Here is a 22,978-nt window from a genome sequence, read left to right as displayed (position 1 = left end):
ATCAGGCGTTTTGGTGTCTGTCGGCTCAGGACGTCTGCGCTGTACGATTCTGCTGGTCGCGCTGGGCCACCCAGTGTTCGATCAGCTCGCGCAGTTGCGACAGTTCCACCGGTTTGGCCATATGGCCGTCCATCCCGGCCTGACGGGCGCGCTCCTTGTGTTCGGCCAGGATGTGCGCGGTGAGCGCGACCACGGGGGTGCGGGTGCGCTGGTTACCCATTTCCCAGGCACGCAGTTGCTGGGTGGCGGAAAAGCCGTCGAGGATCGGCATTTCGCAGTCCATCAAGACCAGGTCGTAGCGCTGCTCCTTCATGGCCTTGAGGGCTTCCTCGCCGTTGCTGGCGGTATCGGGTTGCAGGTTGAGCTTGCCGAGCATGCCACGGATGACCTTGGTGGAAATGCTGTTGTCTTCGGCCACCAGGATGCGGAAGTCGCTGGGCACTTTTACCGGAACGACAGGACCGGCGCCCATCGGAATGCTCGGCGCCTGGCCTTTGTTGCGCTGGTTGAGTTCGTCCGCCAGGGTGGTCTTGAGGGTATAGCCGGCCACCGGTTTGGCGAGGATGCGCTTGACCCCGCTGTTGCGTGCCACGACCTTGCTCGGCGCGTTGCTGATGCCGGTGAGCATGATCAACAGGATGTCGTGATTCAGGCTCGGGTCTTCCTTGATCTTGGCCGCCAGTTGCATGCCGGTCATGCCGGGCATGTTCTGGTCCAGCAGCACCACGTCGAAGTAGTCCCGCAGGTGCGCCTTGGTGCGCAGCAGCGCCAGGGCTTCCTTGCCCGATGGTACGGCGCTGACGTTCAGGCCCCAGGCGCTGCATTGCTGCACGAGCACTTTGCGGCAGGTGTCATTGTCGTCGACGATCAACACCCGCGCCCCTTGCAGCGGACTGTCGAGGTCGGAGGTCGGATGTTCGAGGCGATCCGGGTCCAGGGGCAAGGTCAGCCACAAGGTACTGCCCTGGTTGCTGCCGCTTTTGATGCCGAACTCGCCGTGCATCAGCATGATCAATTGACGGGCGATGACCAGGCCCAGGTTGCCGCCCAGGCGGGTGGCCGAGAGGAAGTTCTTGCTGTGCAATTCGGCATGCATCAGCGTGTCGCGCTCTTCGGCGTCCATGGGTGTTCCGCTGTCCTGCACCGCGATGCGCAGGCGCGGCTGATTGCTGCGCTCGTCCAGCGCCACGACGATCAACACTTCGCCCTCGTCGGTTTTTTTCAGGGCGTTTTCCAGCAGGCTCAGTAGCGCCTGGCGCAACCGTGTCGGGTCACCGCTGATCACTCGCGGCACCTGGGGTTGGATAAAGCTGATCAGTTCGACATTCTGCTGTTCGGCCTTGGCGCGGAAGATACTCAGGCAGTCCTCGATCAGCGCATTGAGGTCGAACTGCACGTCGTCCAGTTCGATCTGCCCGGACTCCAGCCGGGAAATGTCGAGGATCTCGTTGATCAGGGTCAGCAGTTCGTTGCCGGCGCTGTGGATCGTCTGCACGTAATCGCGCTGCTTGACCGACAGCGGCGTGCCCAGCAGCAGTTCGGTCATGCCCAGTACGCCGTTCATCGGCGTACGGATTTCGTGGCTGATCTTGGCCAGGAACTCGGCCTTGGCATTGATCTCGGCATTGCTCGCCGCCAGGTCGCGGCTGATGCTGAAACGGCTCTCGTTGATCGAGCGCTGGCGCTCACCCAGGGCGACACTCATCAGCAGTCCGCTGACGCAGATGAACCCCAGCAGGGTGATGATCAGGCCCTGGGGAGCGACTTCCGTCAGCCCTTGCAGGGCCGGCAGGATGATCAGCGTGCCCAGGTTGAAAACCACCATGGCGGCGACAAACAGCCGTGCCGGGCGATAGCCCTTTTGCCAGTGCCAGGCGCTGACAAACAGCATGCTCAGGCCGGCCAGCGCGACCAGGGCATAGGTCATGATATTGAGCGGCAGTGTGTTCACGAACAGCAGCAGCAGACTGCAGAGCGTGATGAACACGATGTCTCCCAGCAGCAGCCGGTTCAACGGGTGCGGCCCCAGGGGGGCGAAGAAGCGGTAGGCGAACATCAGGCCGCAGGGCGCGGTCAGCAGCAGGGCCAGATAGGCCCCCGGCGTCTGAATGGCCGGCCAGTCGGGCAGCCAGGCTCCAGCCAGGTTCAATAGCAGCACCAGGCTGAGCATCAACAACCCTTCACAGGCCGCCAGCCACAGGCAACTGCGTGAGCGGGTATAGGCGTAGCGGGTCAGGTTGTGCAGGATCAGCATCGCGATGCAGCCGAACAGCAACCCGTAGATCAGTGTCTGGTTCTGATTGGCCGCCGCCTGAATCGCCGTTTCCAGGGTGACATAGGGCCGCAGTTCGTGCCGGGACGCCAGGCGCAGGTAGACGTCCAGCTGTTTGTCGCTGCGCGGCAGGGCCAGCATGTAATCGCTGCTGGGCAGGGGCTGTTCGATACGGGGCAGGGCATCCCCGCCGACCTGTTGGTCCACCAGGGTATCGCCGTCCAGCACATAGAGGTTCAGGCGAGACAGGTCGGGTGCAAAGATGCGCAGTATTTGTTCATGTGGGTCGGGGGCCAGCCGGAAACGCAACCACAATGCCCCACCCGGCTCGGCGGCCTTCAGGCGGTCCAGGTCGATGGGGCTGAATTGATTGGTGTAGCGGGCAGAACGGATGTCGCTCAGCTTCAGGTCGCCCTGTTCGTCGAGCAATACCGCCCAGCCACTGCCTGGCGCGGCCTGAGCCGGGAGCGTGCAGAGCAGTGTCAGCAGGGTGACGGTTAAACCTATGGCAATCCTGAGCCAGCGCACGGCGAAATCCCTTCGTAGGTTGATGCCAGATTATAACTATGCGCGGCGCCGGAGCAGACAGGCAAGGGCCATGGGCGCTTGCCTGTCTGAATGGCCGGGTTATTCCAGATTTTCGCCACGCTCGCGGGCAATGGCACGGTAGCCAATGTCCTTGCGGTAGAAACAGCCTTCCCAGTCGATCTCGGCGGCAAGCTTGTAGGCCTGCTGCTGAGCCGCGTCGACACTGGACCCCATGGCGGTGGCGCAAAGTACGCGACCGCCGGCGGTGACCACCTGGCCATCCTTCAGCGCGGTCCCCGCATGGAAAACCTTGCCTTCCAGCCCGGCTGCAGCCTCCAGGCCTTGTATCGCATTACCTTTAGCGTAGTCGCCCGGATAACCCCCGGCTGCCAGTACCACACCGACGCTCGGACGCGGATCCCACTGGGCTTCGACCTTGTCCAGAGCCTGGGCCAGGGCCGCTTCGACCAGCAGCACCAGGCTCGATTGCAGGCGCAGCATCACCGGCTGGGTCTCAGGATCGCCGAAACGGCAGTTGAATTCGATGACTTTTGGGTTACCAGCCTTGTCGATCATCAGGCCGGCATACAGGAAGCCGGTGTAGACGTTGCCTTCCTCGGCCATGCCGCGCACGGTCGGCCAGATGACCTGGTCCATGACCCGCTGGTGGACCTCGGTAGTGACCACCGGGGCAGGGGAGTAGGCACCCATGCCACCGGTGTTCGGGCCGCTGTCGCCATCGCCAACACGTTTGTGGTCCTGGCTGGTGGCCATTGGCAGGACGTTCTTGCCATCGACCATGACGATGAAGCTGGCTTCTTCGCCGTCGAGGAACTCTTCGATCACCACCCGGGAACCGGCGTCCCCGAAGGCATTGCCGGCCAGCATGTCGCGCACGGCGTCTTCGGCTTCGGCCAGGGTCATGGCTACGATCACGCCTTTACCGGCGGCCAGACCGTCGGCCTTGATCACGATCGGCGCGCCTTTTTCGCGCAGGTAAGCCAGGGCCGGATCGATCTCGGTGAAGTTTTGGTAGTCGGCGGTCGGAATCTTGTGACGTGCCAGGAAATCCTTGGTGAAGGCTTTCGAGCCTTCCAGCTGTGCGGCGCCGGACGTCGGGCCGAAGCAGTCCAGGCCACGGGAACGGAACAGGTCGACCACGCCGGCGACCAGCGGCACTTCCGGGCCGACGATGGTCAGTGAGACGTTCTTCTCGGCGAAATCGGCCAGTTGTTCCAGGGCCAGCACGTCGATGGCGACGTTTTCGCATTTGGCTTCGATGGCGGTACCGGCATTGCCCGGTGCCACGAAAACCTTCTGCACACGCGGATCCTGAGCCACTTTCCAGGCCAGGGCGTGTTCACGGCCACCGCTGCCAATGATCAAAACATTCATTTCAAAAACCTCGGATGACGCTGATTCTGTTTGGAGCCTAGGGCGTTTTGCGCCATAGGAGGTCGCAATGAAGTCGGTAGATGCAAGGCGGAGTCGACCTCGATGAGCGGAGTTGCCTTTTGGCAATGAGCATCATCGAGGTCGGCTCCAACGCAGCAGATGCCGGCTTCAGTGCGGCCGTTGTCTTGTTAGTGACGGAAGTGGCGCATGCCGGTGAATACCATGGCGATGCCGGCTTCATCAGCCGCCGCAATCACTTCAGCGTCACGCATCGAACCACCCGGCTGGATCACCGCAGTGATGCCGACCTTGGCCGCGTTGTCGATGCCGTCGCGGAACGGGAAGAACGCATCGGAGGCCATGACCGCGCCCTGTACCTGCAAACCGGCGTGTTCAGCCTTGATCGCGGCGATGCGGGCCGAGTTCACGCGGCTCATCTGGCCGGCGCCGACGCCGATGGTCTGGCGGTTCTTGGCGTAGACAATGGCGTTGGACTTGACGTACTTGGCGACTTTCCAGGCGAAGATCAAATCGTTGATTTCCTGCTCGCTTGGGGCGCGCTTGGTCACCACTTTCAAATCTTCGCTGCCGATCATGCCGATGTCGCGACTTTGTACCAGCAGGCCGCCGTTGACACGCTTGTAGTCCCAGGCCGGCGCGCGGTCGGCCGACCATTGGCCGCAGGCCAGCAGGCGCACGTTGGCCTTGGCGGCGACGATGGCACGGGCTTCTTCGCTGACCGAAGGGGCGATGATCACTTCGACGAACTGACGCTCGACGATGGCCTTGGCGGTTTCGGCGTCCAGTTCACGGTTGAAGGCGATGATGCCGCCGAAGGCCGATTCGGTGTCGGTGGCGTAGGCCAGTTCGTAGGCCTGGCGGATGCCGCCCTCGGCGTCCGGGCTGACGGCCACGCCGCACGGGTTGGCGTGCTTGACGATCACGCAGGCGGGCTTGACGAAGCTCTTGACGCATTCCAGCGCCGCATCGGTGTCGGCCACGTTGTTGAACGACAGTTCCTTGCCTTGCAACTGGGTGGCGGTGGCGATACCGACTTCGGCCGGCTTGGCTTCCACGTAGAACGCCGCGCTCTGGTGCGGGTTCTCGCCGTAGCGCATTTCCTGAGCCTTGATGAACTGGGTGTTGAAGGTGCGTGGGAATTCGCTGCGGCCTTCGGTCGACAGGGTTTCAGCGGCCTGGTTCACGGTGCCCATGTAGTTGGCGATCATGCCGTCGTAGGCGGCGGTGTGTTCAAAGGCCTTGAGCATCAGGTCGAAACGCTGGGCGTAGGTCAGGCCACCGGCCTTGAGGTTTTCCAGCACGCTGGCGTAGTCACTGGCGTTGACCACGATGGCCACGTTTTTGTGGTTCTTGGCCGCCGAGCGGACCATGGTCGGGCCGCCGATGTCGATGTTTTCAATGGCGGTCGGCAGGTCGCAACCTGGCTTGTTGATGGTGGCTTCGAACGGGTAGAGGTTGACGGCCACCAGGTCGATCGGCTTGATGCCGTGCTCGTTCATGATGGCGTCGTCGATGCCGCGACGACCCAGGATCCCGCCGTGGATCTTCGGGTGCAGGGTCTTGACCCGACCGTCCATCATTTCCGCAAAACCGGTGTAGTCCGCGACTTCCACTGCGGCGACGCCGTTGTCCTGCAGCAGCTTGAAGGTCCCGCCGGTGGAGAGGATCTCGACACCCAACTGTTGCAGTTCGCGGGCAAATTCGAGGATCCCGGTCTTGTCGGAGACGCTGATCAAGGCGCGGCGGATCGGCAGGCGGGTGGTCTGGTCGGTCATTTCAATTTCCATCAAAAGCAAGGGAAGTCAGCAAAAAAGGCGACCGTTTTTTACGCGGGCGCCTTTCTGGTTTGATTGAATGCTTACAGCAGATCGTACTGCTTGAGTTTCTTGCGCAGGGTGCCGCGGTTCAGGCCCAGCAGCTCACTGGCCTTGGTCTGGTTGCCCTTGACGTAGTTCATCACGCTCTCGAGCAGAGGTGCCTCGACTTCCGAAAGCACCAGGTTGTACACATCCGTGACGGCAGCGCCCTCAAGGTGGGCGAAATAATTGTGCAGCGCCTTCTCGACACTCCCGCGAAGGGTCTGACCTTCTTCGCTGGGCGTATTGAGGTGCTGTTTCAAATTTACGTTGTCGCTCACGGGTGTTATTCCACTCACTAAAGTCTCGGTCATCATCGTCATGCGGCCACCCCTTCGTCCCCTGTCAGGCTCTTGTAACGCTCAGCGAAGAACGCCTGAACGTCGGCGCATTGTGCTTGCGTACCATCCAAACGATTGAAACGGGCGCGAAACTCCCTGGCGCCCGGCAGGGTTGCGAGATACCAGCCCACATGCTTGCGAGCGATGCGTACACCCATGACTTCTCCGTAGAAGGCATGCAGCGCGGCCAGATGCTCTAGCAGAATACGTTCCACCTCGGACAGTTGCGGCGCAGCGAGCTTTTCGCCGGTGCGCAGGAAGTGTTCGATTTCACGAAAAATCCATGGCCGCCCCTGGGCAGCCCGGCCGATCAACAACCCGTCGGCACCCGTCGCGTCCAGCACGTACCGGGCCTTTTCGGGCGAGTCGACATCGCCGTTGGCAAAGACCGGCATCGACACCGCCTGCTTGATCGCGGCAATGGTGTCGTACTCGGCCTCGCCGGTGTACAGGTCGGCACGGGTGCGGCCATGCACCGCCAACGCCGTGATGCCTGCCTGTTCGGCGATCTTGGCCACCGTCAGGCCGTTCTTGTTCTCCCGGTCCCACCCGGTGCGGATCTTCAGGGTCACCGGCACATCGACTGCGGCGACGACCGCCTGCAGGATCTCGGTGACCAGCGCTTCATCCTTCAACAGTGCCGAGCCTGCAGCCTTGTTGCAGACCTTCTTCGCCGGACAGCCCATGTTGATGTCGATGATCTGTGCGCCCAGCTCGACATTGGCCCGGGCCGCCTGCGCCAGCATCTGGGCATCGCCACCGGCGATCTGCACCGAGCGGGGCTCGGGATCGCCTTCGTGGATCATGCGCAGACGCGATTTGCGGGTGTTCCACAAACTCATGTCGCTGCTGACCATTTCCGAAACTACAAGCCCGGCGCCCAGTCGCTTGCACAGCTGACGAAAGGGCTGGTCGGTGACGCCCGCCATTGGGGCGAGAACCAGGCCGTTCTGTAATGTATATGGGCCGATGCGTACCGCCGACATAGGACTTCCCTGAAGTGGGGCCGGATCATGAGACTTCGAAAAAGGGTTGGCATGATACCCGCTCTCGATGACTGGATAAAGGTCGAATTGGATAAAATCTGAACAGCTATTTTGTTATCGCCAGCGGTTTGGTTCGGGTGCGCTGAGTCAGAAAGCTGCCGCCAATCGCCCGGCCCTGGTGTGCATCACTCTGGTGAATGAAAGCTCAGGCTGTAGTTCACCGCTTTAGGTCCCGGGTCGAGGATATCCAGGGCAATATGAATGGGCGTCTGCGGCGGCATTTCCCCCAGGCCTTCGACATCGCCGCCCAGATATTCACCGGGCTTGAAACGGCGACTGGCGATCAGATGCCCGTTGAGGTCGGCGAAACGCAGTTCCAGCAGCGGGAAAGGCTGGGAGAACGGCGCACGGTTGTAGATGATTGCGTCCACCACCAGGGCGCCGCTGAACTCCGGATGGCTGCGCACCACCAGGTTGCTGCTTTTGATGTTGCCGATGTCGACCTTGGACGGCACGTCGCAGCCGATGGTCGGGCAAATTTGCAGGAACCACGGGCGATACTGATCCTGACGGGCCAGTTCTTCGAAGTGGTAGGCGATGTACTGGCCGGCCAGGGCCGCGGCGGCGAACAGGATCAACAGGCCCCACAGCAAACGCCGGCCCCAGGGCGAGCGACGCTTGCGCCAGTCCAGTTGCAGCGGATCGTCATCCAGGTCCTGAAGGGCCTCGGCGCGTAATCCGGGTTCATGGCGCTCGCGTGCCTTGCGCGTCGGCACCGCTTGCAACGGTGCTTCGTCGTGATCATCGTGATCATCGCTGGCAGACAGGCTTTCCAGGTGTTCGTGGGGCTCGTCGTCCGGCTCCAGGCGTAGCGGGGTGACCGGCTCGTCGTCCGGTTCCAGCGGTTCCAGGGTCAGGGGCAAGGACAAGGACGGTTCGGTGCGCGGTGGGCGGGCCGGTTCATGGGGCTCGAACGGTTCGACCGGGGTTTGTAGGGCCGTTTCGTCGCGCTCGCTGGCGGATTCGCTGTACAGGCTGTCGGACCAAGGCTCCTGATCGTTCGAGAGCGGGTCGCGTTGCGCGCTCAGGTTGTCTTCACGACGTCGGCCGAAGGTATCCGGCGCACGCTTGTCACGCCGCTCCAGTCGAGCCAGTTCCTTGTCCAGATCATCGAGGTCCAGCTCGGCGGCGGTCCATTGCTTCTGGCTGATCGCACGGGGCGGGGATTCGGCGGCGGGCGTCTTGATTGGCGGTGCCAGGGGCGTGACGGTTTCCTTGGCAGTATGCTGTTCCAGCAATTGCCGTGCGGCATTGAACACTTGCAGGCACGAGCCACAGCGAACCACCCCGCGGGCCACGCTCAATTGAGTATGGCTGACGCGAAAACTGGTGTGGCAATGCGGGCACTGGGTGACGAAACTGTCAGTCATGCGGCAATCCGGTTGATACAGGCGGCCATTCTAGCGCCGACGACCGGTGATGCGCACCCAGCCATCGCGATTGGCGATGGGGTCCAGATCAAAGTCCGCGGCATAGGCCGCAGCGACTTCTTCACCCTGTTCGGCCAGGATGCCCGACAGCGCCAGGCGTCCGCCCGGCTTGACCAGGCTCGACAACTGCGGCGCCAGGGACACCAGCGGACCGGCCAGGATGTTGGCCACCAGTACGTCGGCTTGAACCTGTGGCAGGTCTTGCGGCAAGTACAGGGGGAACAGCTCTGGGGCAATGTTGTTGCGCCCGGCGTTGTCGCGGGAGGCTTCCAGGGCCTGGACGTCGATGTCGGTGCCGACCGCTTCCTTGGCGCCCAACAGCAGCGCAGCAATCGCCAGGATCCCCGAGCCGCAGCCGAAGTCGAGCACGTTGCAGTCTTTAAGGTCCTGGCCGTCGAGCCATTCCAGGCACAGCGCGGTAGTCGGGTGCGTGCCAGTGCCGAACGCCAGCCCTGGGTCCAGCAGCAGGTTCACCGCATCCGGCTGCGGCGCGGCATGCCAGCTCGGCACGATCCACAGGCGCTGACCGAAGCGCATCGGCTGGAAGTTATCCATCCAGCTGCGTTCCCAATCCTGGTCTTCGATCACTTCGCTGTGATGCTCGGGCAACGGGCTGCCGGTGAGCAGCTCCAGATGTGCCAGCACGCTGGCCGGCTCGGTGCCACCTTCGAAAAGGGCCAGCAGGTGAGTGTGGGACCATAACGGCGTGGTATTGAGTTCCGGCTCGAAGATCGGCTGGTCTTCGGCGTCCATGAAGGTTACCGATACGGCGCCTACTTCAAGAAACGCGTCTTCGTAGGTTTCGGCTTGTTCCGGGCTGATGGCCAGACGTACTTGCAGCCAAGGCATGGCGGGCACCTTTGGAAAAAAATCTACAGGAGGCAGCGCAGGGCTGCAAAGGCGCGCAGTGTACGCCAGGTCGCCATCAAAGTGGATAAGCGAGTCTCGTGCCGCCGGCGTGGTGTTTCGATATATATATGTATGACATGGGGGCAATGCAGGGCGGATAAGGTGCGGGTCCACACAACAGGGAGGAATGTGATGGACAACACTGCCGAACGGCACAGCAACACGAGCGGCGCGGGGACGGTCTCTTCCCCGCAGGCGGAAACAGCACAAGTCATTCTGGAGAAGTTGGCACGTTGGCAGGCGGCTATCGACCAGCGATTACACGCTCAGATGCCCTTGCTGGAGGTGCTGGAAGAGTACCTGCTGGTCCAACTGCGCACCCATTATTACCAGGGCAACATCGATCCATACTTCATCGGCACCCTGCTCGATGCGGTGCTGCAACGGATGATCGACCAGACGCCGGTGGCTTTTGATGAAGAACAGGATGCTCCTTATCGCTGGCCCGGCGGGACTGATCCGGGGTTTGCGGCTGAACGTCGGGAAGTCATCGTGCAGGTGGTGGAAGCAAGCGCCGCGGGCTTTACCCATCACTACAAAGACTATCTGCAACGTCACTGGCGCATGGCCGGGAGCGACGCCTCTCTTGAGGAGGTGGTCAAGCACAGGCTAGCTGAATACCTGGCCCGGATCGATAGGATTTTCCAGCCGGAGCAACTGGCGGGGGTGGACGTCGATGAGCTGAGGGAGAAGCTTGAAAACCTTCAGGCGCACTGGCGTCTCACTAACCAGATCACCTCGTTGGCAACCGCTCAGGAACGGCGGAGTCTTCAGGCAATCGCTGGGGGGCAATTGCCTGGCTGGCTGAAGGCGCTGAGTGAAGTCGAGCGTAAACAGTTGAAGGCTTTTGAGGCACGGACCTCGCAGGCGCAGGCGCTGGTGGATGAGCTGCTCGACGGCCTGGGCTCGCTGCAGGCGTTTGCCCGGCGGCTGGCCAGGGACTATGTCAGGCGTGAACTGGACATGGAAGTCGAGCCTGACGGCATTCGAGTGCAGTTGCAGTGGCGAGGGATCATTGACCAGCCGGTGCAGACCCATAGCCTGAGCGAATTGCTGGCGGCAGGTCCGATAAGATCGGACGCTATATCGGTGTTCCTGGTGGAAAATGGCGCCATGCTGCGCAACCAGCCTCTTTCGCCGGCGTTCATTACCCAACTGCTGGCAGACGTGGATGCCCCCGCTGGGTATGGGGCAGCATTGGTCAGCCAATATGGCCGGGCAGACCTGAAGGACGCCATGCTCGATTGGTTCGTGGCGCGCCTGGAGCAAAGCGCGTTCGTGGCACGTTGTGCGGGCCATTTGAAGGTGAGCCATCACGAGGCGCTCAAAACCTTATGGGCAAACGAGACGTCGGCGCAATCGGCCAGTGCCTGGCGTGTGGCCTGCCTTGCGCTTCCAAACGCACTGAAGTGTTCCGATCTTCTGTTGTTCTACCGCGAGGACCGGTCGGGCGAGGTCAGTGATCTGTTGTTGTACGCCCCCGGCAAGCCAGATGGGCAGGAGTGGATCGAGTTGCCCTCGCTTCGGTCCGTGAATGCAGAGATAGGCGCCTGGATTGAAAGCCAGGCGGGTCGCGAATACCTGTTGCAACAACTCTCTGCCGCCGGGCGTGATGTGGCTCGGGAGTACTTTGCCGGCGTGGCGGACAAGCCGACGGCATGGGATCTGAACAAAGACCTCAGGAGCACTGCGATGGCCTTCAAAGCCTGCCTTGAGGCGTCTGTTGCAATGGGCCTGGCCAACAACCTGGCGCAGGTGGAGCAGGACGAATCGCCCCAGTGGTACGCGGCCCTGCCGCTTGACTCCCGACGCATCATCAGCAGCTTGAGCCAGGAGCTCCTGGTTCATCAGCAGGTCTTCAACGAGCAGATCGCCGGCTATGAGGTCTTTGTGGACTTCGCCAAACGTACCGTCACCCAAGCCATCGCACCGTACATGCGTAGCAAGGGGGTGCAGGAACCGGTCGATCCTGCCACGGTGCTCATCGACTACACACCCGGTCTGGCGAGTGGCAAGACCCAGGTTGCCAGCTTGCTGGAGCTGGCCATCCATGGGTATGACGACAACTCGGGCATCGACAACCCCAGAAAAGGCGTGCGGTCATCGATCGGGCAGGACCTGGGGCAGGTTCGCAGTGCGGAGCTGGCGACCTACATCCGGCGGGCCTACGTGGGCGAGCAGTATGCGCGGCAGATCCGCGCCAGGTTCCTCGATGCCAGCGCTGCCGAATACACCAAGCGGCGCAATGCCTACCGCAACCTGTTGCTGACCCGGATGGATCGCGACCTGCGGATCGCGACGGGCAAGTCCTTGTTGAACGCCCGTGAGTTCTGGTGGCTCACCCGGCAAATCACGCTGCTGAGTGAGTCGACGCCGGTGACCGGCTCAGTGAGTTCGCAGGCGGTGGTGCAGCGCGAAGGTCTGATCCGGTTTACCGTCGGCGGTCATGTGGTATTGGGCGTCTATGTCTTTGCCTACTTTGATCCCAAAGGTGTCTATTGGCTGTACACGCCCGACGCTCCCGACGGCGTCACATTTCGCCCATACCAGGACTTCCCCGGGGCGGTCGCCGCACGCCTGCGTGATTACGTACTGGAGCGGGTGGCCGTTGGTGCTCGTGCCGCGGTAAGGCGCTCGCTGACGGCTTTGGCGACCACGACCCGTGGCCTCGAAGTATTGCGCGAATTCAATCGGGTAATGGATATCTCGTCGCAGTTCGATGCCTACATCGAGCGCGCTGTCACGGACGTGGAAGATGTCACGAAAAGTCGCGGCGAGGTGATCAGGGATCAGGTGCTCAAGGGCCTGCTCTTCGCCTCCGCGCCGGTGTGCATGGTTTACCCGCCCTTTGCCCTGTTGCTGGATGCCGGCTTCATTGCCCTCAGTTCCAGGCAGGCGATCGAGGCGCATGGGCAGGGCGACACGGATCGCGCCCTCGGCCATTGGCTGCAAGCGACCTGGGGCGCGTTGTTCGGCATGCTTGGGGCAATGAGCATGACCCGGCTGCTCGGTCAGGCTGTCAGGAGTCTGAAGCTCGCCGTAAGGCCCATGTCCTTGGCCGCTCAGCGCCTGAGGCAGGTGACATCAGTCGCTGCCAGGGAGAGCGGGCCGCTGATCCAGCCTATCCGTTTCGATCCGAAACAGGCGGTCAGGGAAACGCCGAAGAATTTGCAGCAGGTGACCGAGGGGGCTTTCAAAGGCACCTATCTCAGCCCGTCCAGCGCTACGCAGCCGCGAAATGCTTTCTACATACTCGACAAGGGCAGGTACTACCAGGTGAGGGGGAATATCTACTTCGATGGTCTGTGCCTGGTGGATGCCCGTTATCCCGGCGCGTTTTACAAACCGCCCGTGTACAGGATGGCGAATGGCAAGTGGGCGCGTAAACCCGTTGGAATGAGTGGCGGCAATGATGATGTGCGTAACCTTGGGCGAGTGAGCGATCTTCGCGAAGCGTTTCCCGGGCATGTCTTCCCGGACGTGGCGCGGGGCGCGTTGCAGGGCGAGGCGGTGGTCGCCAGGTTCAGCGAGACGGCGGCAGACAACTATCTGTTCTCCCTGAACGCCCAGACATGCGTGATCGCTTCGTTGTACAACCCGACCACCAAGGTCGGGGCGGTCATTCATTTCGATCACAACATCCGCGCACTGATCGAGCGCAGTGTTCGCGAAGTGAAGCAGCGTTTGGGAGGGGCAGCGAAGGATATTCGCGCCATTCTGGTGGGCGGCGATTGGCTGACAGGCGCTGATATTGGCGAGCCGGTCAGATCGGTGATGAGGCGCCAGGGGCTGCAGCCAACCTGGGATCACTGGTCGTATTCTTCCTGCTTCGGTAATACCTATGGTGTGTCGCTGGATCTGCGCACTGGGGTGACGTCGGTGTTCAAGACATCACAGAGTCACGTTGAGCGCTACTACATACCGGTGCTGGCGAGGGCGAAACAGAGTTCCGACCCGGTGTCGGTGCGTGCGCGTGGGTTCATGACGCGCTTGCGTAGTGAGCCGTTGGTAGCCAATGCCAATGGTGGCGTTCGCACCCTGCAGGGCAGGGCGGCGACGAGGGCGCAGATCGAAGCACAGGCACTCCCTACGGTAGCGCTGAGCTGAGTCATTCGCCGCCATTGTGAAAGACAGGCAAAAAAAGACCCCGGCCAATGGACCGGGGTCTTTTTTACATCACTCGGGACATCAAGCCTGATCAGCCAGCTTGTGTTCCAGGTAATGGATGTTGACGCCACCTTTGCAGAAGCCTTCGTCGCGGACCAGGTCGCGGTGCAGCGGGATGTTGGTCTTGATCCCGTCCACCACGATTTCGTCCAGCGCATTGCGCATGCGCGCCATGGCTTCGTCACGGGTTGCGCCGTAGGTGATCAGCTTGCCGATCAACGAGTCATAGTTCGGCGGAACCGCATAACCGCTGTACAGGTGCGAGTCGACGCGAACGCCATTGCCGCCTGGAGCATGGAAATGCTTGACCGTGCCTGGGCTTGGCATGAAGGTTTTCGGGTCTTCGGCGTTGATCCGGCATTCCAGCGAGTGGCCGCGGATCACCACGTCATCCTGGGTGAACGACAGTTTGTTGCCGGCGGCGATGCTGAGCATCTCCTTGACGATGTCGATACCAGTGACCATTTCCGAAACCGGGTGCTCCACCTGAACACGGGTGTTCATTTCGATGAAGTAGAAACGACCGTTCTCGTAGAGGAACTCGAAGGTGCCGGCGCCGCGGTAGCCGATGTCGATGCAGGCCTTGACGCAGCGTGCCAGGACTTCCGCGCGAGCCTGCTCGTCGATGCCCGGTGCCGGTGCTTCTTCGAGGACCTTCTGGTGACGACGTTGCAGCGAGCAATCGCGGTCGCCCAGATGGATGGCCTGGCCCTGGCCGTCGGACAGCACCTGGACTTCGACGTGACGCGGGTTGGTCAGGAACTTTTCCAGATAGACCATCGGGTTGCCGAACGCCGCGCCCGCTTCGGAGCGGGTCAGTTTCGCCGAGGAAATCAGGTCTTCTTCCTTGTGTACCACACGCATGCCGCGACCACCGCCACCACCGGCAGCCTTGATGATCACCGGATAGCCGACTTCGCGGCCAATGTGCAGGGCGGTTTCTTCGTCTTCAGGCAGCGGGCCGTCGGAACCTGGAACGGTAGGTACGCCGGCGGCGATCATGGCGTGCTTGGCCGATACCTTGTCGCCCATCAGGCGGATGGTGTCGGCTTTCGGACCAATGAAGGCAAAACCGGAGTTTTCGACCTGTTCGGCGAAGTCGGCGTTTTCCGCCAGGAAACCGTAGCCAGGGTGAATGGCGGTGGCGCCGGTCACTTCAGCGGCGGCGATGATCGCCGGGATGTGCAGGTAAGAGTGCGCAGCCGACGCCGGACCGATGCAGACGGATTCGTCCGCCAGGCCCAGGTGCATCAGTTCTTTGTCGGCCTTGGAGTAAACGGCGACGGTCTTGATGCCCATCTCTTTGCAGGCACGCAGAATCCGCAGGGCGATCTCACCGCGGTTAGCGATCAGAACTTTTTCCAACTTCGCAGTCATCAAAGGCTCTCCGCGGTTCAAACGATGGTGAACAGCGGTTGGTCGTACTCAACCGGCTGGCCGTCTTCAACGAGGATGGATTCAATCACACCGCTGGTTTCAGCTTCGATGTGGTTCATCATCTTCATGGCTTCGACGATGCACAGGGTGTCGCCTTTCTTCACGGTCTGGCCGACTTCAACGAAGGACGGCGAGGACGGGGAAGACTTGCGATAGAACGTGCCTACCATTGGCGAACGGGCAACGGTGCCGTTGAGCGTTGGCGCGGCAGGTGCTGCTGGAGCGGCGGCAACTGGCGCTGCTGCCGGAGCAGGCGCGGCGGCTGGAGCCTGCATCGGTGCCGGCGCGTAGAACTGCTGGGCCGGGGTCTTGCTGTGACGGCTGATGCGTACGGACTCTTCGCCTTCCTTGATCTCGAGCTCGTCGATGCCGGACTCTTCCAGCAATTCGATCAGTTTCTTAACTTTACGGATATCCATGAATCATCAACTCCCAAGGGTCGGTCAGGGGCGTTTAACGCTTGTTGTTCAAGCTGTTGCCTGTTTTTCAAGCTGCTCTAGGGCGGCCTCCAGAGCCAGTCGGTAACCGCTGGCGCCAAGGCCGCAGATCACTCCCACCGCTACATCGGAGAAGTAGGAGTGATGGCGGAAAGGTTCGCGTTTGTGCACGTTGGACAAATGCACTTCGATGAATGGGATGCTCACTGCCAGCAGCGCGTCACGTAATGCGACGCTTGTGTGCGTAAAAGCAGCGGGATTGATCAAAATGAAGTCCACACCGTCGCCACGCGCGGCATGGATGCGGTCGATCAATTCATATTCGGCGTTGCTTTGCAGGTAGAGCAAATGATGGCCGGCATTGCGGGCCCGCTGTTCCAGGTCCTGGTTGATCTGGGCCAGTGTCACGGCCCCGTAGACGCCCGGTTCGCGGGTGCCCAGCAGGTTCAGGTTGGGTCCGTGCAGGACCAATAGGGTCGCCATCTGCTGTTCCTTGTTATCTGTGAGCAGGTGTCAGAACCCGGCGACTATGCCGCAAAGCCTTTATGACTGTCCAGTTCTCTGCAATAGCCAGCACGATGACCGATGTTTGCGCGAAATTTGTGACCATGCTCCAAGATCCGGTCACCGGCCCCTGGGATGCCTGCGCTAAACCCTGTGGGAGCGAGCCTGCTCGCGATGGCGGCGATACATCCAACATTTCTGCAAGCTGTCCCACTGCAATCGCGAGCAGGCTCGCTCCCACAGGGATCTGTGGTGAACATCAAGGTTGGGAACAACCCGAAACCCGTGTGGGAGCGAGCCTGCTCGCGATGGCGGCGATAGATTCAATATTTCTGCAAGCTGACCCACTGCAATCGCGAGCAAGCCCGCTCCCACAGGGGATCTGTGCTGCTTAAACCCGAAATGCCTGCACTGCCGTGTGCAAGCGCCCACCGAGCACCAGCAGGTTGTCGCCCTGTTCCCGCCCCTGACCAATGCGCAGCAGATTATCCCCACCCAGTTGATGAATCCGCTCACTGTGATCGCGGATTTCGCTTACGGCGCCACTTTGTTGGGCGGTGACGTCGGCGATGCGCACTGCGGTTTCGGAAATGGTCTGGATGGCCCCGACGATTTTATCCAGTGCGCCGTCGGCCGCTTGTGCCTGGTTGGCGGTGGCTTCGGCGTGTTCGACCTGGGCGCGCATGCCGTCCACCGACTGGCGCGCGGCCAGTTGCAGGCGGGCGATCAGTTCCTGGATCTCGGCAGTGGCGCCCGCCGTGCGTTGGGCCAGGGAGCGGACTTCTTCGGCCACCACCGCGAAACCTCTTCCCATGTCTCCGGCGCGTGCGGCTTCGATGGCGGCGTTGAGGGCCAGCAGGTTGGTCTGATCGGCAATCGAGCGAATCACTGTCAGCACGCCGCCGATGGTGGCCGATTCCTCGGCCAGTTGTTCGATCATTTGTGCGTTGCCTTGCACTTCGCCCACCAGCGCATGCAGGCCGGTGAGGCTCAGGCCGATGACTTTCTGCCCTTGCTCCACAGCATGCCCGGCGCTACGGCTGGCGTCGGCGGCCTGGCTGGCGTCACCGGCCACTTGTTGAATGGTCGCTTCCAGTTCGCTGAGAGAGTCGCGGATCAGCGCCGTGTCACCGGCCTGGTGCTCGGCGCCGCTGTGCAATTCTCCACTCAGCTCGGCCAGTGCCCGGCTGCTGCCAGCGACCTGCTCGGCATTCAGGCGAATGGTGCCGACCAGATCCACCAGATACGCCCGCAAGCGATTGAGCGAGGCCTGGATGTCTTGTAACTCGCGGTTGCTGGCGCCCACATGAATGTCGCGGCTGAAATCCCCTTCGGCCCAAGTCGACAGGGCGGGTGCCAGATTCGTCAAAGTCCGGGCCAGGCGCCGCTGCAAGGTGTCGATGAGCAATGCGATCAGCAGAATCAGGCCGATCATCAATCCCTGAATCAGCCGAACTTCGCCCTGGATCTGGCCATGTTGGGCGCGAACCGCCGACTCCATGGCATCGATCGCCTGTTGCACATCGGCGATTTTCAAGTGCGTGGCGCTGCTCAGTTCTGTGCGCTTCTGGATCAATGCGCGAGTGCGCCCCAGTTCGGCGGGGTAGCGGCCGAGCAGGCTGTTGAGTTCGCGCTTGAGGGCGATGCCGGCGTCTTCGGCGACGGTTTCTTCCTGGGTCTGCAAGCCCATCAGCGCAGCGAAATCATCGCCCTGCGCTTCGTTGCTGGCTGTCACGCCCAGCAGCGGCAGGCTGTCGAGGCTCTCGGCCTGTGTGCGGATGCTCTGCAGTTCCCGTTCGACATCGGCGGCCAATTCGCTGCGTCCGCTGCTGACCAGTTTGTCCCGGGCGAGGGACAGTCGGCCCAGATGTTGCGAAGCGGCGAACAACGGCGGCAGGTAGGCCGGGGCGCCATTGGCGTATTGCGCAAGGCGGTCCAGGCTCGCGCTCAGCTCCCGTTCGGCCTGCAACAGCAGGGCTTGCGGATCGCCCGCCAGCTTACCGGCGGCCAGCAGATCGGTCTTGCTGAAGCCGTCGAGGCTGGACAGGCTTGGGCGCAAGCTCTTGGCCAGTTCGGGCGGAAATTGGTCGAGGTCCTTTTGCAAGGTATCAATGGACTGGGTCGCTGCGCTGAGGCGCAAGGCGTCGCCGCTGGCCAGGTAATCTTCGATGTTGCGCGCCACCTCGCCCTGGAACTGCCGCGACAGGCTCAGGTAGCGCTCCATCAACAGATAGGGGCGCTCCAGCGCGATTTGCGACCACCACAGGGTGCAAGCCAGGCCAAGGCACACGGCAACTAAAAGAAGGGTATTGAGATTGGTCAGCAGCTTCAGGCGCATCAAGGGTCTACCAAGGGCAGAATCGTAAGTGCTTGAAGTTATTGCGTTTGGGTTACAGGTTTATGACTGAATCGGTGGATTCCGATGAAAAGGTGGCACTTTGCTTTGACTGCCGCGCGCTTTGTACCCGATTGCGCCCTGCGTGCTTGGCGCGGTACAGCGCTTCGTCCGCCTGGCTGGCCATCATCAGGCTGTCGGACTCTTCGCTCATCTGCACCACGCCCGCGCTGAAGGTGCACCACAGGTCCTGGGGCTGCGCCGGGTAGTGAATTTCGGCAAAACGCTGGCGGATTTCATCCAGTACCTTGTAGGCCGCATCGATATCCGTGTCTGGCATGACGATGGCGAACTCTTCACCGCCGTAACGGCCGATGAAGTCGGTCTTGCGCAGACGCTGCTTGAGAAACAGCGCCAGGCTTTTGATCACCCGGTCGCCCATGGGGTGGCCGTGGCTGTCGTTGACCCGTTTGAAATGGTCGATGTCGAGCATGGCAAAGCTCAACGGCTTGCCTTCGCGGCGAGCGCGGAAGCAGCAGTCTTCGAGCAATTGCAGGATATGGGTGTGGTTGTAAAGACCGGTGAGGCTGTCGCGGACCATCCGCGCCTTGAGGTTGCGCGCCCGGGCCGCTCGGTTGCGCACGGTGGTGATCAGGTGCCGGGGTTTGATCGGTTTGGTCAGGAAGTCGTCGCCGCCTTCACTCATGGCGTCGAGCTGTTTGTCCAGGTCGTCTTCGGCGGACAGGTAAATGATCGGCACGCTGACATAGCGGTCATTGTGGCGGATCACCTTCGCCAGCTCCGTGCCGGTGCAGGCGGGCATGTACATGTCGAGGATGATCAGATCAGGCTGGAAATCCGCCAGCTCGGCCATGGCCTGGATCGGTTCGATCAGCGTGCGGGTGACGATACCGGCGCTGTTGAGCAGGCGCTCGGTGTGCAGGGCCTGGGCACGGGAGTCATCAATGATCAGCACTTTGTAGGGTTCGTACTGGGCAACGCAGGTCAGCACTTCGATCTTTTCCAGCAGGCTCGAGGCTTCCAGGGTGCCAGTGAGGAACTCCTGCCCGCCGGCGCGCACCGCCGCCAGGCGTGTCGGCGTGTCGGTTTCCAGCAGGCTGAAGAACAATAGCGGCAACGGCTGCTCCAGACCTTCCTGAGCTTCGGCGGCCAGTTTCAGGCCGATGCCGGGGCCGCTGAAGTCCACGTCCATGACAATCGCGGCCGGCAGGCGCTCGACCATCGAAGCCCGAAACGCCGCCACGCTGTCGAGCGCCTGGGCGCTGAGGCCGAAGAACTCCAACTGCTTGGCCAGCCGCTCGGCGCGGTCATGGTCCTGCAACATCACGTAGATGGGTTTGCGCAGCGGCGGCAGGAAGGTCTGTTCGAGCTGATCGCCATGGCGCAGGCCGGTGCGGGACAGGCGCTGCATCAGTCGATTGATTTCAGTGATCAGGTGGCTGCTCAGACGCCCGCGATTGGCTTCCACCGCTTGCAGCGATTGACTGATGCCCTGGGCGAGCTGGCAATGCTCCGGTTGCTCGAAGCGCTCGGCAAAGCGCAGCAGACGCAGGTTGGCTTCGCTGAGCTCCGACAGGTCGACGCCTGACCATTCACTGCGTTGCAGGCGCTGCCAGATCTCCAGGATCTGACGAGCCTGGTGAATTACCCGCTGGGCAAAGTGGTGCTTGAGGCGCTCACGGCTGGGGTCTTCTGGCTCGGTCATATCCTGACTACTAGTTAGGGTGCATGCTGAGATCGACTGGTGGCTCTATGCTAGCACCTCTTTTCATTCGCATGAGTGTCATACGTCAATAATCTGTCTTGGGAGGGTATTCAGTTTATGACCGGTCAGTTTCGTAGGCTGGTGACAGCGCTTCCTTTATAGTGGCCGTTCGATTGCCCTGTCGTGGTCGGCATGATTTGCGCCGCATTATCGCGTTTCAAATCAGGCACGATGGCGTAGGGTTGTGGTCGAACCGTGAACTCAAGTGATTGAAGGGACATCGCCATGCTGGACTGGAAAAACCGCGCGGGCAGCGCGCCTGAACGTGCCGCCGAGCCGAAATCGGCCACCCGCAGCTACCTGGGTGGGCTTTTTTTCAGCCGGGCACTGGCCACCCTGGTCGGCCTGTATTTGCTGGTGACCATTGCCGTCGGCTGGTACTGGAGCCAGGAGCCCGCCCTGTTCCCCGTGCAGCAGAACGCCCAGGCGGCCGCGGAGAAGGAAGGCCGGCAAATGGTGATCGGCTACACCACCGTCGAGACCCTCAAGACCGTGGCCGAAACGCTGCTGACCAAGCCAGGTGGCTACATTTCCAACGACCGTTTCCCGCCGGGCCTGTGGATGGACAACATGCCGAGCTGGGAATATGGCGTGCTGGTGCAGGTACGCGACCTGAGCCGCGCTCTGCGCAAGGACTTCGCCCGATCCCAGTCCCAGTCCGCCGAGGACGCCGACCTGGCCAAGGCCGAGCCGCGCTTCAACTTCGATAACCGCAGCTGGGTGCTGCCCTCCAGTGAGTCGGAGTACCAGGAAGGCATCACTCTGCTGAGCCGCTATCAGGCGCGCCTGTCCGATCCGAACCAGAAAAGCGCGCTGTTCTATGCCCGCGCCGATAACCTGAATAATTGGCTGGGCGATGTCGGCACTCGTCTGGGTTCGCTGTCCCAGCGCCTGTCGGCCAGCGTGGGCCGGGTCAAGCTCAACACCTCGCTGAAAACCGAAGTCACGGCCCCGGGCCAGGTACCGCAAGTGGACGAGGAGGTGGTCGAAACCCCGTGGATGCAAATCGACAACGTGTTCTACGAAGCTCGCGGCCAGGCCTGGGCGCTGTCGCATTTGCTGCGCGCAATCGAAGTGGATTTCGCCGATGTGCTGGCAAAGAAAAACGCCACGGTCAGCGTGCGGCAGATCATTCGTGAACTCGAAGCCTCCCAGGAGCCGGTCTGGAGCCCGATGATCCTCAATGGCAGCGGCTTCGGTGTATTGGCGAACCATTCGCTGGTGATGGCCAACTACATTTCCCGCGCCAACGCGGCGGTGATCGACTTGCGGCAACTGCTGAACCAGGGCTGACAGATGGAAGAAAGTCCGCGGGAGGTCGCTCATCGAGTGGCCTCGGATGCCGAGCTCATCGCTTGGGTCGATAAAGACGACAACCTGCTTGGCAGCCTGGTGCGTGCGGACCTGCGTGAGCGCGGTCTGATCGGGCGCGGCACCTACATCATGCTGTTCAACTCGGCCGGTGAGTTGTGCGTTCATCGGCGGACCCTGAGCAAGGCAATCTATCCGGGTTTCTGGGACGTGGCGGCCGGCGGGATGGTGCAGGCCAACGAGACCTATGCCGAGTCGGCGGCTCGAGAGCTGGCGGAAGAGTTGGGCGTGAGCGGCGTCGAACTGACGGCCCATGACCATTTTTATTTCGAAGACAGCGGCAGTCGCCTGTGGTGCTCGGCGTTCTCGGCCGTGTGGGACGGGCCGCTGATTCTGCAACCTGAAGAGGTACTCGAGGCGCGTTTCCTGGCGGTCGACCAGGTGCTCGATGAAATCCAGCACAAGCCTTACTGCCCGGACTCTCTGGCGGCACTGGAGCGCTATTTGCGAGCCCATGGCGATGATGTCGCAAAGAAGCGCTAAATTGGCGCCGATTGGCCCTTAGCAAGTTAGCTTTTTGCCGTTACACTGCGCGACTTTTCAAGCTGAATCGCTGTCTGCGATCCAGTAGCGCTGCCCCTGCCTGAGTGGGGCTTCGCGGTCGGGGCACTTACTTTTGCCCGGCCAGTCTTTGTCCTCCCAAGAGGATTGCCGGTGGCCAAAAAAGCCGCATCCTTCGCCGCCTTGGGCGGCCTGGTATTTTCTACCGACGCCGGTCGTCATTGCCCTGATTGCCGCCAGCCGGTGGATGCCTGCATCTGCAAACAGACCACCATCCCGGAAGGTGACGGTATCGCTCGCGTGCGCCGTGAAAGCAAAGGTCGCGGCGGCAAGACGGTGACCACGATCACTGGCGTGCCGCTGGCCGAGGACGCGCTCAAGGAACTGGCTACCACGTTGAAGAAACGCTGTGGCACCGGTGGTGCTTTGAAAGACGGCATCATCGAGATCCAGGGCGATCACGTCGAGCTGCTGCTGGCGGAACTGACCCGACACGGCTTCAAGGCGAAAAAGTCCGGCGGCTAGCAGCCTCTGTGAAAACCACCCTCGGCTTGATTCGAACCCTTTCTACGAAGCACGGTTCGAAGTCGCCCACATGGTTTTCACAGAGCCTGTTCTGAACGGGTTTCTAAACTCAGCGCT

Annotated in this window: 15 protein-coding genes and 1 pseudogene; 4 read left to right on the top strand and 12 right to left on the bottom strand. The window is 61.6% G+C overall.

Features of this window, described 5'->3' with window-relative positions:
* Positions 1 to 25: 25 nt before the first annotated feature.
* The 7 genes from PSEUDOMOFG3G_RS00155 to prmA all read right to left on the bottom strand — a co-directional run bounded on the left by PSEUDOMOFG3G_RS00155 (position 26) and on the right by prmA (position 9,738).
* Positions 26 to 2,800 (bottom strand): hybrid sensor histidine kinase/response regulator, encoded by a 2,775-nt coding sequence (locus PSEUDOMOFG3G_RS00155; protein WP_076382840.1) that lies wholly within the window; start codon positions 2,798 to 2,800, stop codon positions 26 to 28.
* Positions 2,801 to 2,899: 99 nt separating this feature from the next.
* Positions 2,900 to 4,195 carry a phosphoribosylamine--glycine ligase gene (purD, locus tag PSEUDOMOFG3G_RS00150; RefSeq protein ID WP_047227384.1) on the bottom strand — a complete coding sequence of 432 codons (1,296 nt, stop codon included), beginning with the start codon at positions 4,193 to 4,195 and terminating at the stop codon, positions 2,900 to 2,902.
* A gap of 188 nt (positions 4,196 to 4,383) precedes the next feature.
* Positions 4,384 to 5,991, bottom strand: coding sequence for a bifunctional phosphoribosylaminoimidazolecarboxamide formyltransferase/IMP cyclohydrolase (gene purH / locus PSEUDOMOFG3G_RS00145; RefSeq protein WP_139048479.1), 1,608 nt, complete (start codon positions 5,989 to 5,991; stop codon positions 4,384 to 4,386).
* Between the two features lie 83 nt (positions 5,992 to 6,074).
* Entirely contained in the window at positions 6,075 to 6,395 is a 321-nt protein-coding gene (fis, locus tag PSEUDOMOFG3G_RS00140) for a DNA-binding transcriptional regulator Fis (RefSeq protein WP_025211617.1), read from the bottom strand.
* Entirely contained in the window at positions 6,392 to 7,399 is a 1,008-nt protein-coding gene (dusB, locus tag PSEUDOMOFG3G_RS00135) for a tRNA dihydrouridine synthase DusB (RefSeq protein WP_047227386.1), read from the bottom strand. Before dusB ends, fis begins: the two co-directional genes overlap by 4 nt.
* A gap of 185 nt (positions 7,400 to 7,584) precedes the next feature.
* Positions 7,585 to 8,829, bottom strand: coding sequence for a DUF3426 domain-containing protein (locus PSEUDOMOFG3G_RS00130; RefSeq protein WP_139048478.1), 1,245 nt, complete (start codon positions 8,827 to 8,829; stop codon positions 7,585 to 7,587).
* Positions 8,830 to 8,859: 30 nt separating this feature from the next.
* Positions 8,860 to 9,738 carry a 50S ribosomal protein L11 methyltransferase gene (gene prmA / locus PSEUDOMOFG3G_RS00125; protein WP_047227388.1) on the bottom strand — a complete coding sequence of 293 codons (879 nt, stop codon included), beginning with the start codon at positions 9,736 to 9,738 and terminating at the stop codon, positions 8,860 to 8,862.
* Positions 9,739 to 9,819: 81 nt separating this feature from the next.
* Between prmA and PSEUDOMOFG3G_RS00120 the strand changes: the two genes are divergently transcribed.
* A complete protein-coding gene (locus PSEUDOMOFG3G_RS00120) occupies positions 9,820 to 13,905 on the top strand; it encodes a dermonecrotic toxin domain-containing protein (RefSeq protein ID WP_257220605.1) in 4,086 nt (1,361 codons plus the stop codon).
* An 81-nt stretch (positions 13,906 to 13,986) separates the two neighbouring features.
* On the opposite strand, the gene accC is transcribed toward PSEUDOMOFG3G_RS00120, so the two are convergent.
* The 5 genes and pseudogenes from accC to PSEUDOMOFG3G_RS00095 all read right to left on the bottom strand — a co-directional run bounded on the left by accC (position 13,987) and on the right by PSEUDOMOFG3G_RS00095 (position 20,404).
* Positions 13,987 to 15,342 (bottom strand): acetyl-CoA carboxylase biotin carboxylase subunit, encoded by a 1,356-nt coding sequence (gene accC / locus PSEUDOMOFG3G_RS00115; RefSeq protein WP_139048477.1) that lies wholly within the window; start codon positions 15,340 to 15,342, stop codon positions 13,987 to 13,989.
* A gap of 17 nt (positions 15,343 to 15,359) precedes the next feature.
* A complete protein-coding gene (gene accB / locus PSEUDOMOFG3G_RS00110) occupies positions 15,360 to 15,821 on the bottom strand; it encodes an acetyl-CoA carboxylase biotin carboxyl carrier protein (protein WP_047227391.1) in 462 nt (153 codons plus the stop codon).
* Between the two features lie 48 nt (positions 15,822 to 15,869).
* Positions 15,870 to 16,322 carry a type II 3-dehydroquinate dehydratase gene (gene aroQ, locus PSEUDOMOFG3G_RS00105; RefSeq protein WP_139048476.1) on the bottom strand — a complete coding sequence of 151 codons (453 nt, stop codon included), beginning with the start codon at positions 16,320 to 16,322 and terminating at the stop codon, positions 15,870 to 15,872.
* 412 nt (positions 16,323 to 16,734) lie between these two features.
* Positions 16,735 to 17,241 (bottom strand): annotated as a pseudogene (locus PSEUDOMOFG3G_RS28265) (methyl-accepting chemotaxis protein); the annotation flags it as partial.
* 1,492 nt (positions 17,242 to 18,733) lie between these two features.
* Positions 18,734 to 20,404, bottom strand: a complete 1,671-nt coding sequence (locus tag PSEUDOMOFG3G_RS00095; protein WP_047227393.1) for a PleD family two-component system response regulator — start codon at positions 20,402 to 20,404, stop codon at positions 18,734 to 18,736.
* Between the two features lie 285 nt (positions 20,405 to 20,689).
* Here PSEUDOMOFG3G_RS00095 and PSEUDOMOFG3G_RS00090 point away from each other — a divergent pair, with 285 nt between their 5' ends.
* From PSEUDOMOFG3G_RS00090 to PSEUDOMOFG3G_RS00080, 3 genes are all read left to right on the top strand, one after another.
* On the top strand, positions 20,690 to 21,757 hold the full coding sequence (locus tag PSEUDOMOFG3G_RS00090; protein ID WP_047227394.1) for a DUF2333 family protein: 1,068 nt from the start codon (positions 20,690 to 20,692) through the stop codon (positions 21,755 to 21,757).
* A gap of 3 nt (positions 21,758 to 21,760) precedes the next feature.
* Complete coding sequence (locus tag PSEUDOMOFG3G_RS00085; RefSeq protein ID WP_139048474.1) at positions 21,761 to 22,318, top strand: NUDIX hydrolase; 558 nt, start codon at positions 21,761 to 21,763, stop codon at positions 22,316 to 22,318.
* Positions 22,319 to 22,489: 171 nt separating this feature from the next.
* Positions 22,490 to 22,861, top strand: a complete 372-nt coding sequence (locus PSEUDOMOFG3G_RS00080) for a translation initiation factor Sui1 (RefSeq protein WP_047227396.1) — start codon at positions 22,490 to 22,492, stop codon at positions 22,859 to 22,861.
* Positions 22,862 to 22,978: the final 117 nt, after the last annotated feature.

The organism is Pseudomonas sp. FG-3G (assembly GCF_901007645.1).
GTDB lineage: Bacteria > Pseudomonadota > Gammaproteobacteria > Pseudomonadales > Pseudomonadaceae > Aquipseudomonas > Aquipseudomonas rhizophila.
Note: the sequence above shows the minus strand (reverse complement) of the source record. Positions and strands in the feature narration are given on the sequence as shown.

Excerpts from the sequence above, each read along its gene's own strand:
- purD (WP_047227384.1), bottom strand. The coding sequence starts at position 4,195 with ATGAATGTTTTGATCATTGGCAGCGGTGGCCGTGAACACGCCCTGGCC.
- PSEUDOMOFG3G_RS00095 (WP_047227393.1), bottom strand. The coding sequence starts at position 20,404 with ATGACCGAGCCAGAAGACCCCAGCCGTGAGCGCCTCAAGCACCACTTT.
- PSEUDOMOFG3G_RS00090 (WP_047227394.1), top strand. The coding sequence starts at position 20,690 with ATGCTGGACTGGAAAAACCGCGCGGGCAGCGCGCCTGAACGTGCCGCC.
- dusB (WP_047227386.1), bottom strand. The coding sequence starts at position 7,399 with ATGTCGGCGGTACGCATCGGCCCATATACATTACAGAACGGCCTGGTT.
- accB (WP_047227391.1), bottom strand. The coding sequence starts at position 15,821 with ATGGATATCCGTAAAGTTAAGAAACTGATCGAATTGCTGGAAGAGTCC.
- PSEUDOMOFG3G_RS00130 (WP_139048478.1), bottom strand. The coding sequence starts at position 8,829 with ATGACTGACAGTTTCGTCACCCAGTGCCCGCATTGCCACACCAGTTTT.
- PSEUDOMOFG3G_RS00085 (WP_139048474.1), top strand. The coding sequence starts at position 21,761 with ATGGAAGAAAGTCCGCGGGAGGTCGCTCATCGAGTGGCCTCGGATGCC.
- aroQ (WP_139048476.1), bottom strand. The coding sequence starts at position 16,322 with ATGGCGACCCTATTGGTCCTGCACGGACCCAACCTGAACCTGCTGGGC.
- fis (WP_025211617.1), bottom strand. The coding sequence starts at position 6,395 with ATGACGATGATGACCGAGACTTTAGTGAGTGGAATAACACCCGTGAGC.
- accC (WP_139048477.1), bottom strand. The coding sequence starts at position 15,342 with ATGACTGCGAAGTTGGAAAAAGTTCTGATCGCTAACCGCGGTGAGATC.
- prmA (WP_047227388.1), bottom strand. The coding sequence starts at position 9,738 with ATGCCTTGGCTGCAAGTACGTCTGGCCATCAGCCCGGAACAAGCCGAA.
- purH (WP_139048479.1), bottom strand. The coding sequence starts at position 5,991 with ATGACCGACCAGACCACCCGCCTGCCGATCCGCCGCGCCTTGATCAGC.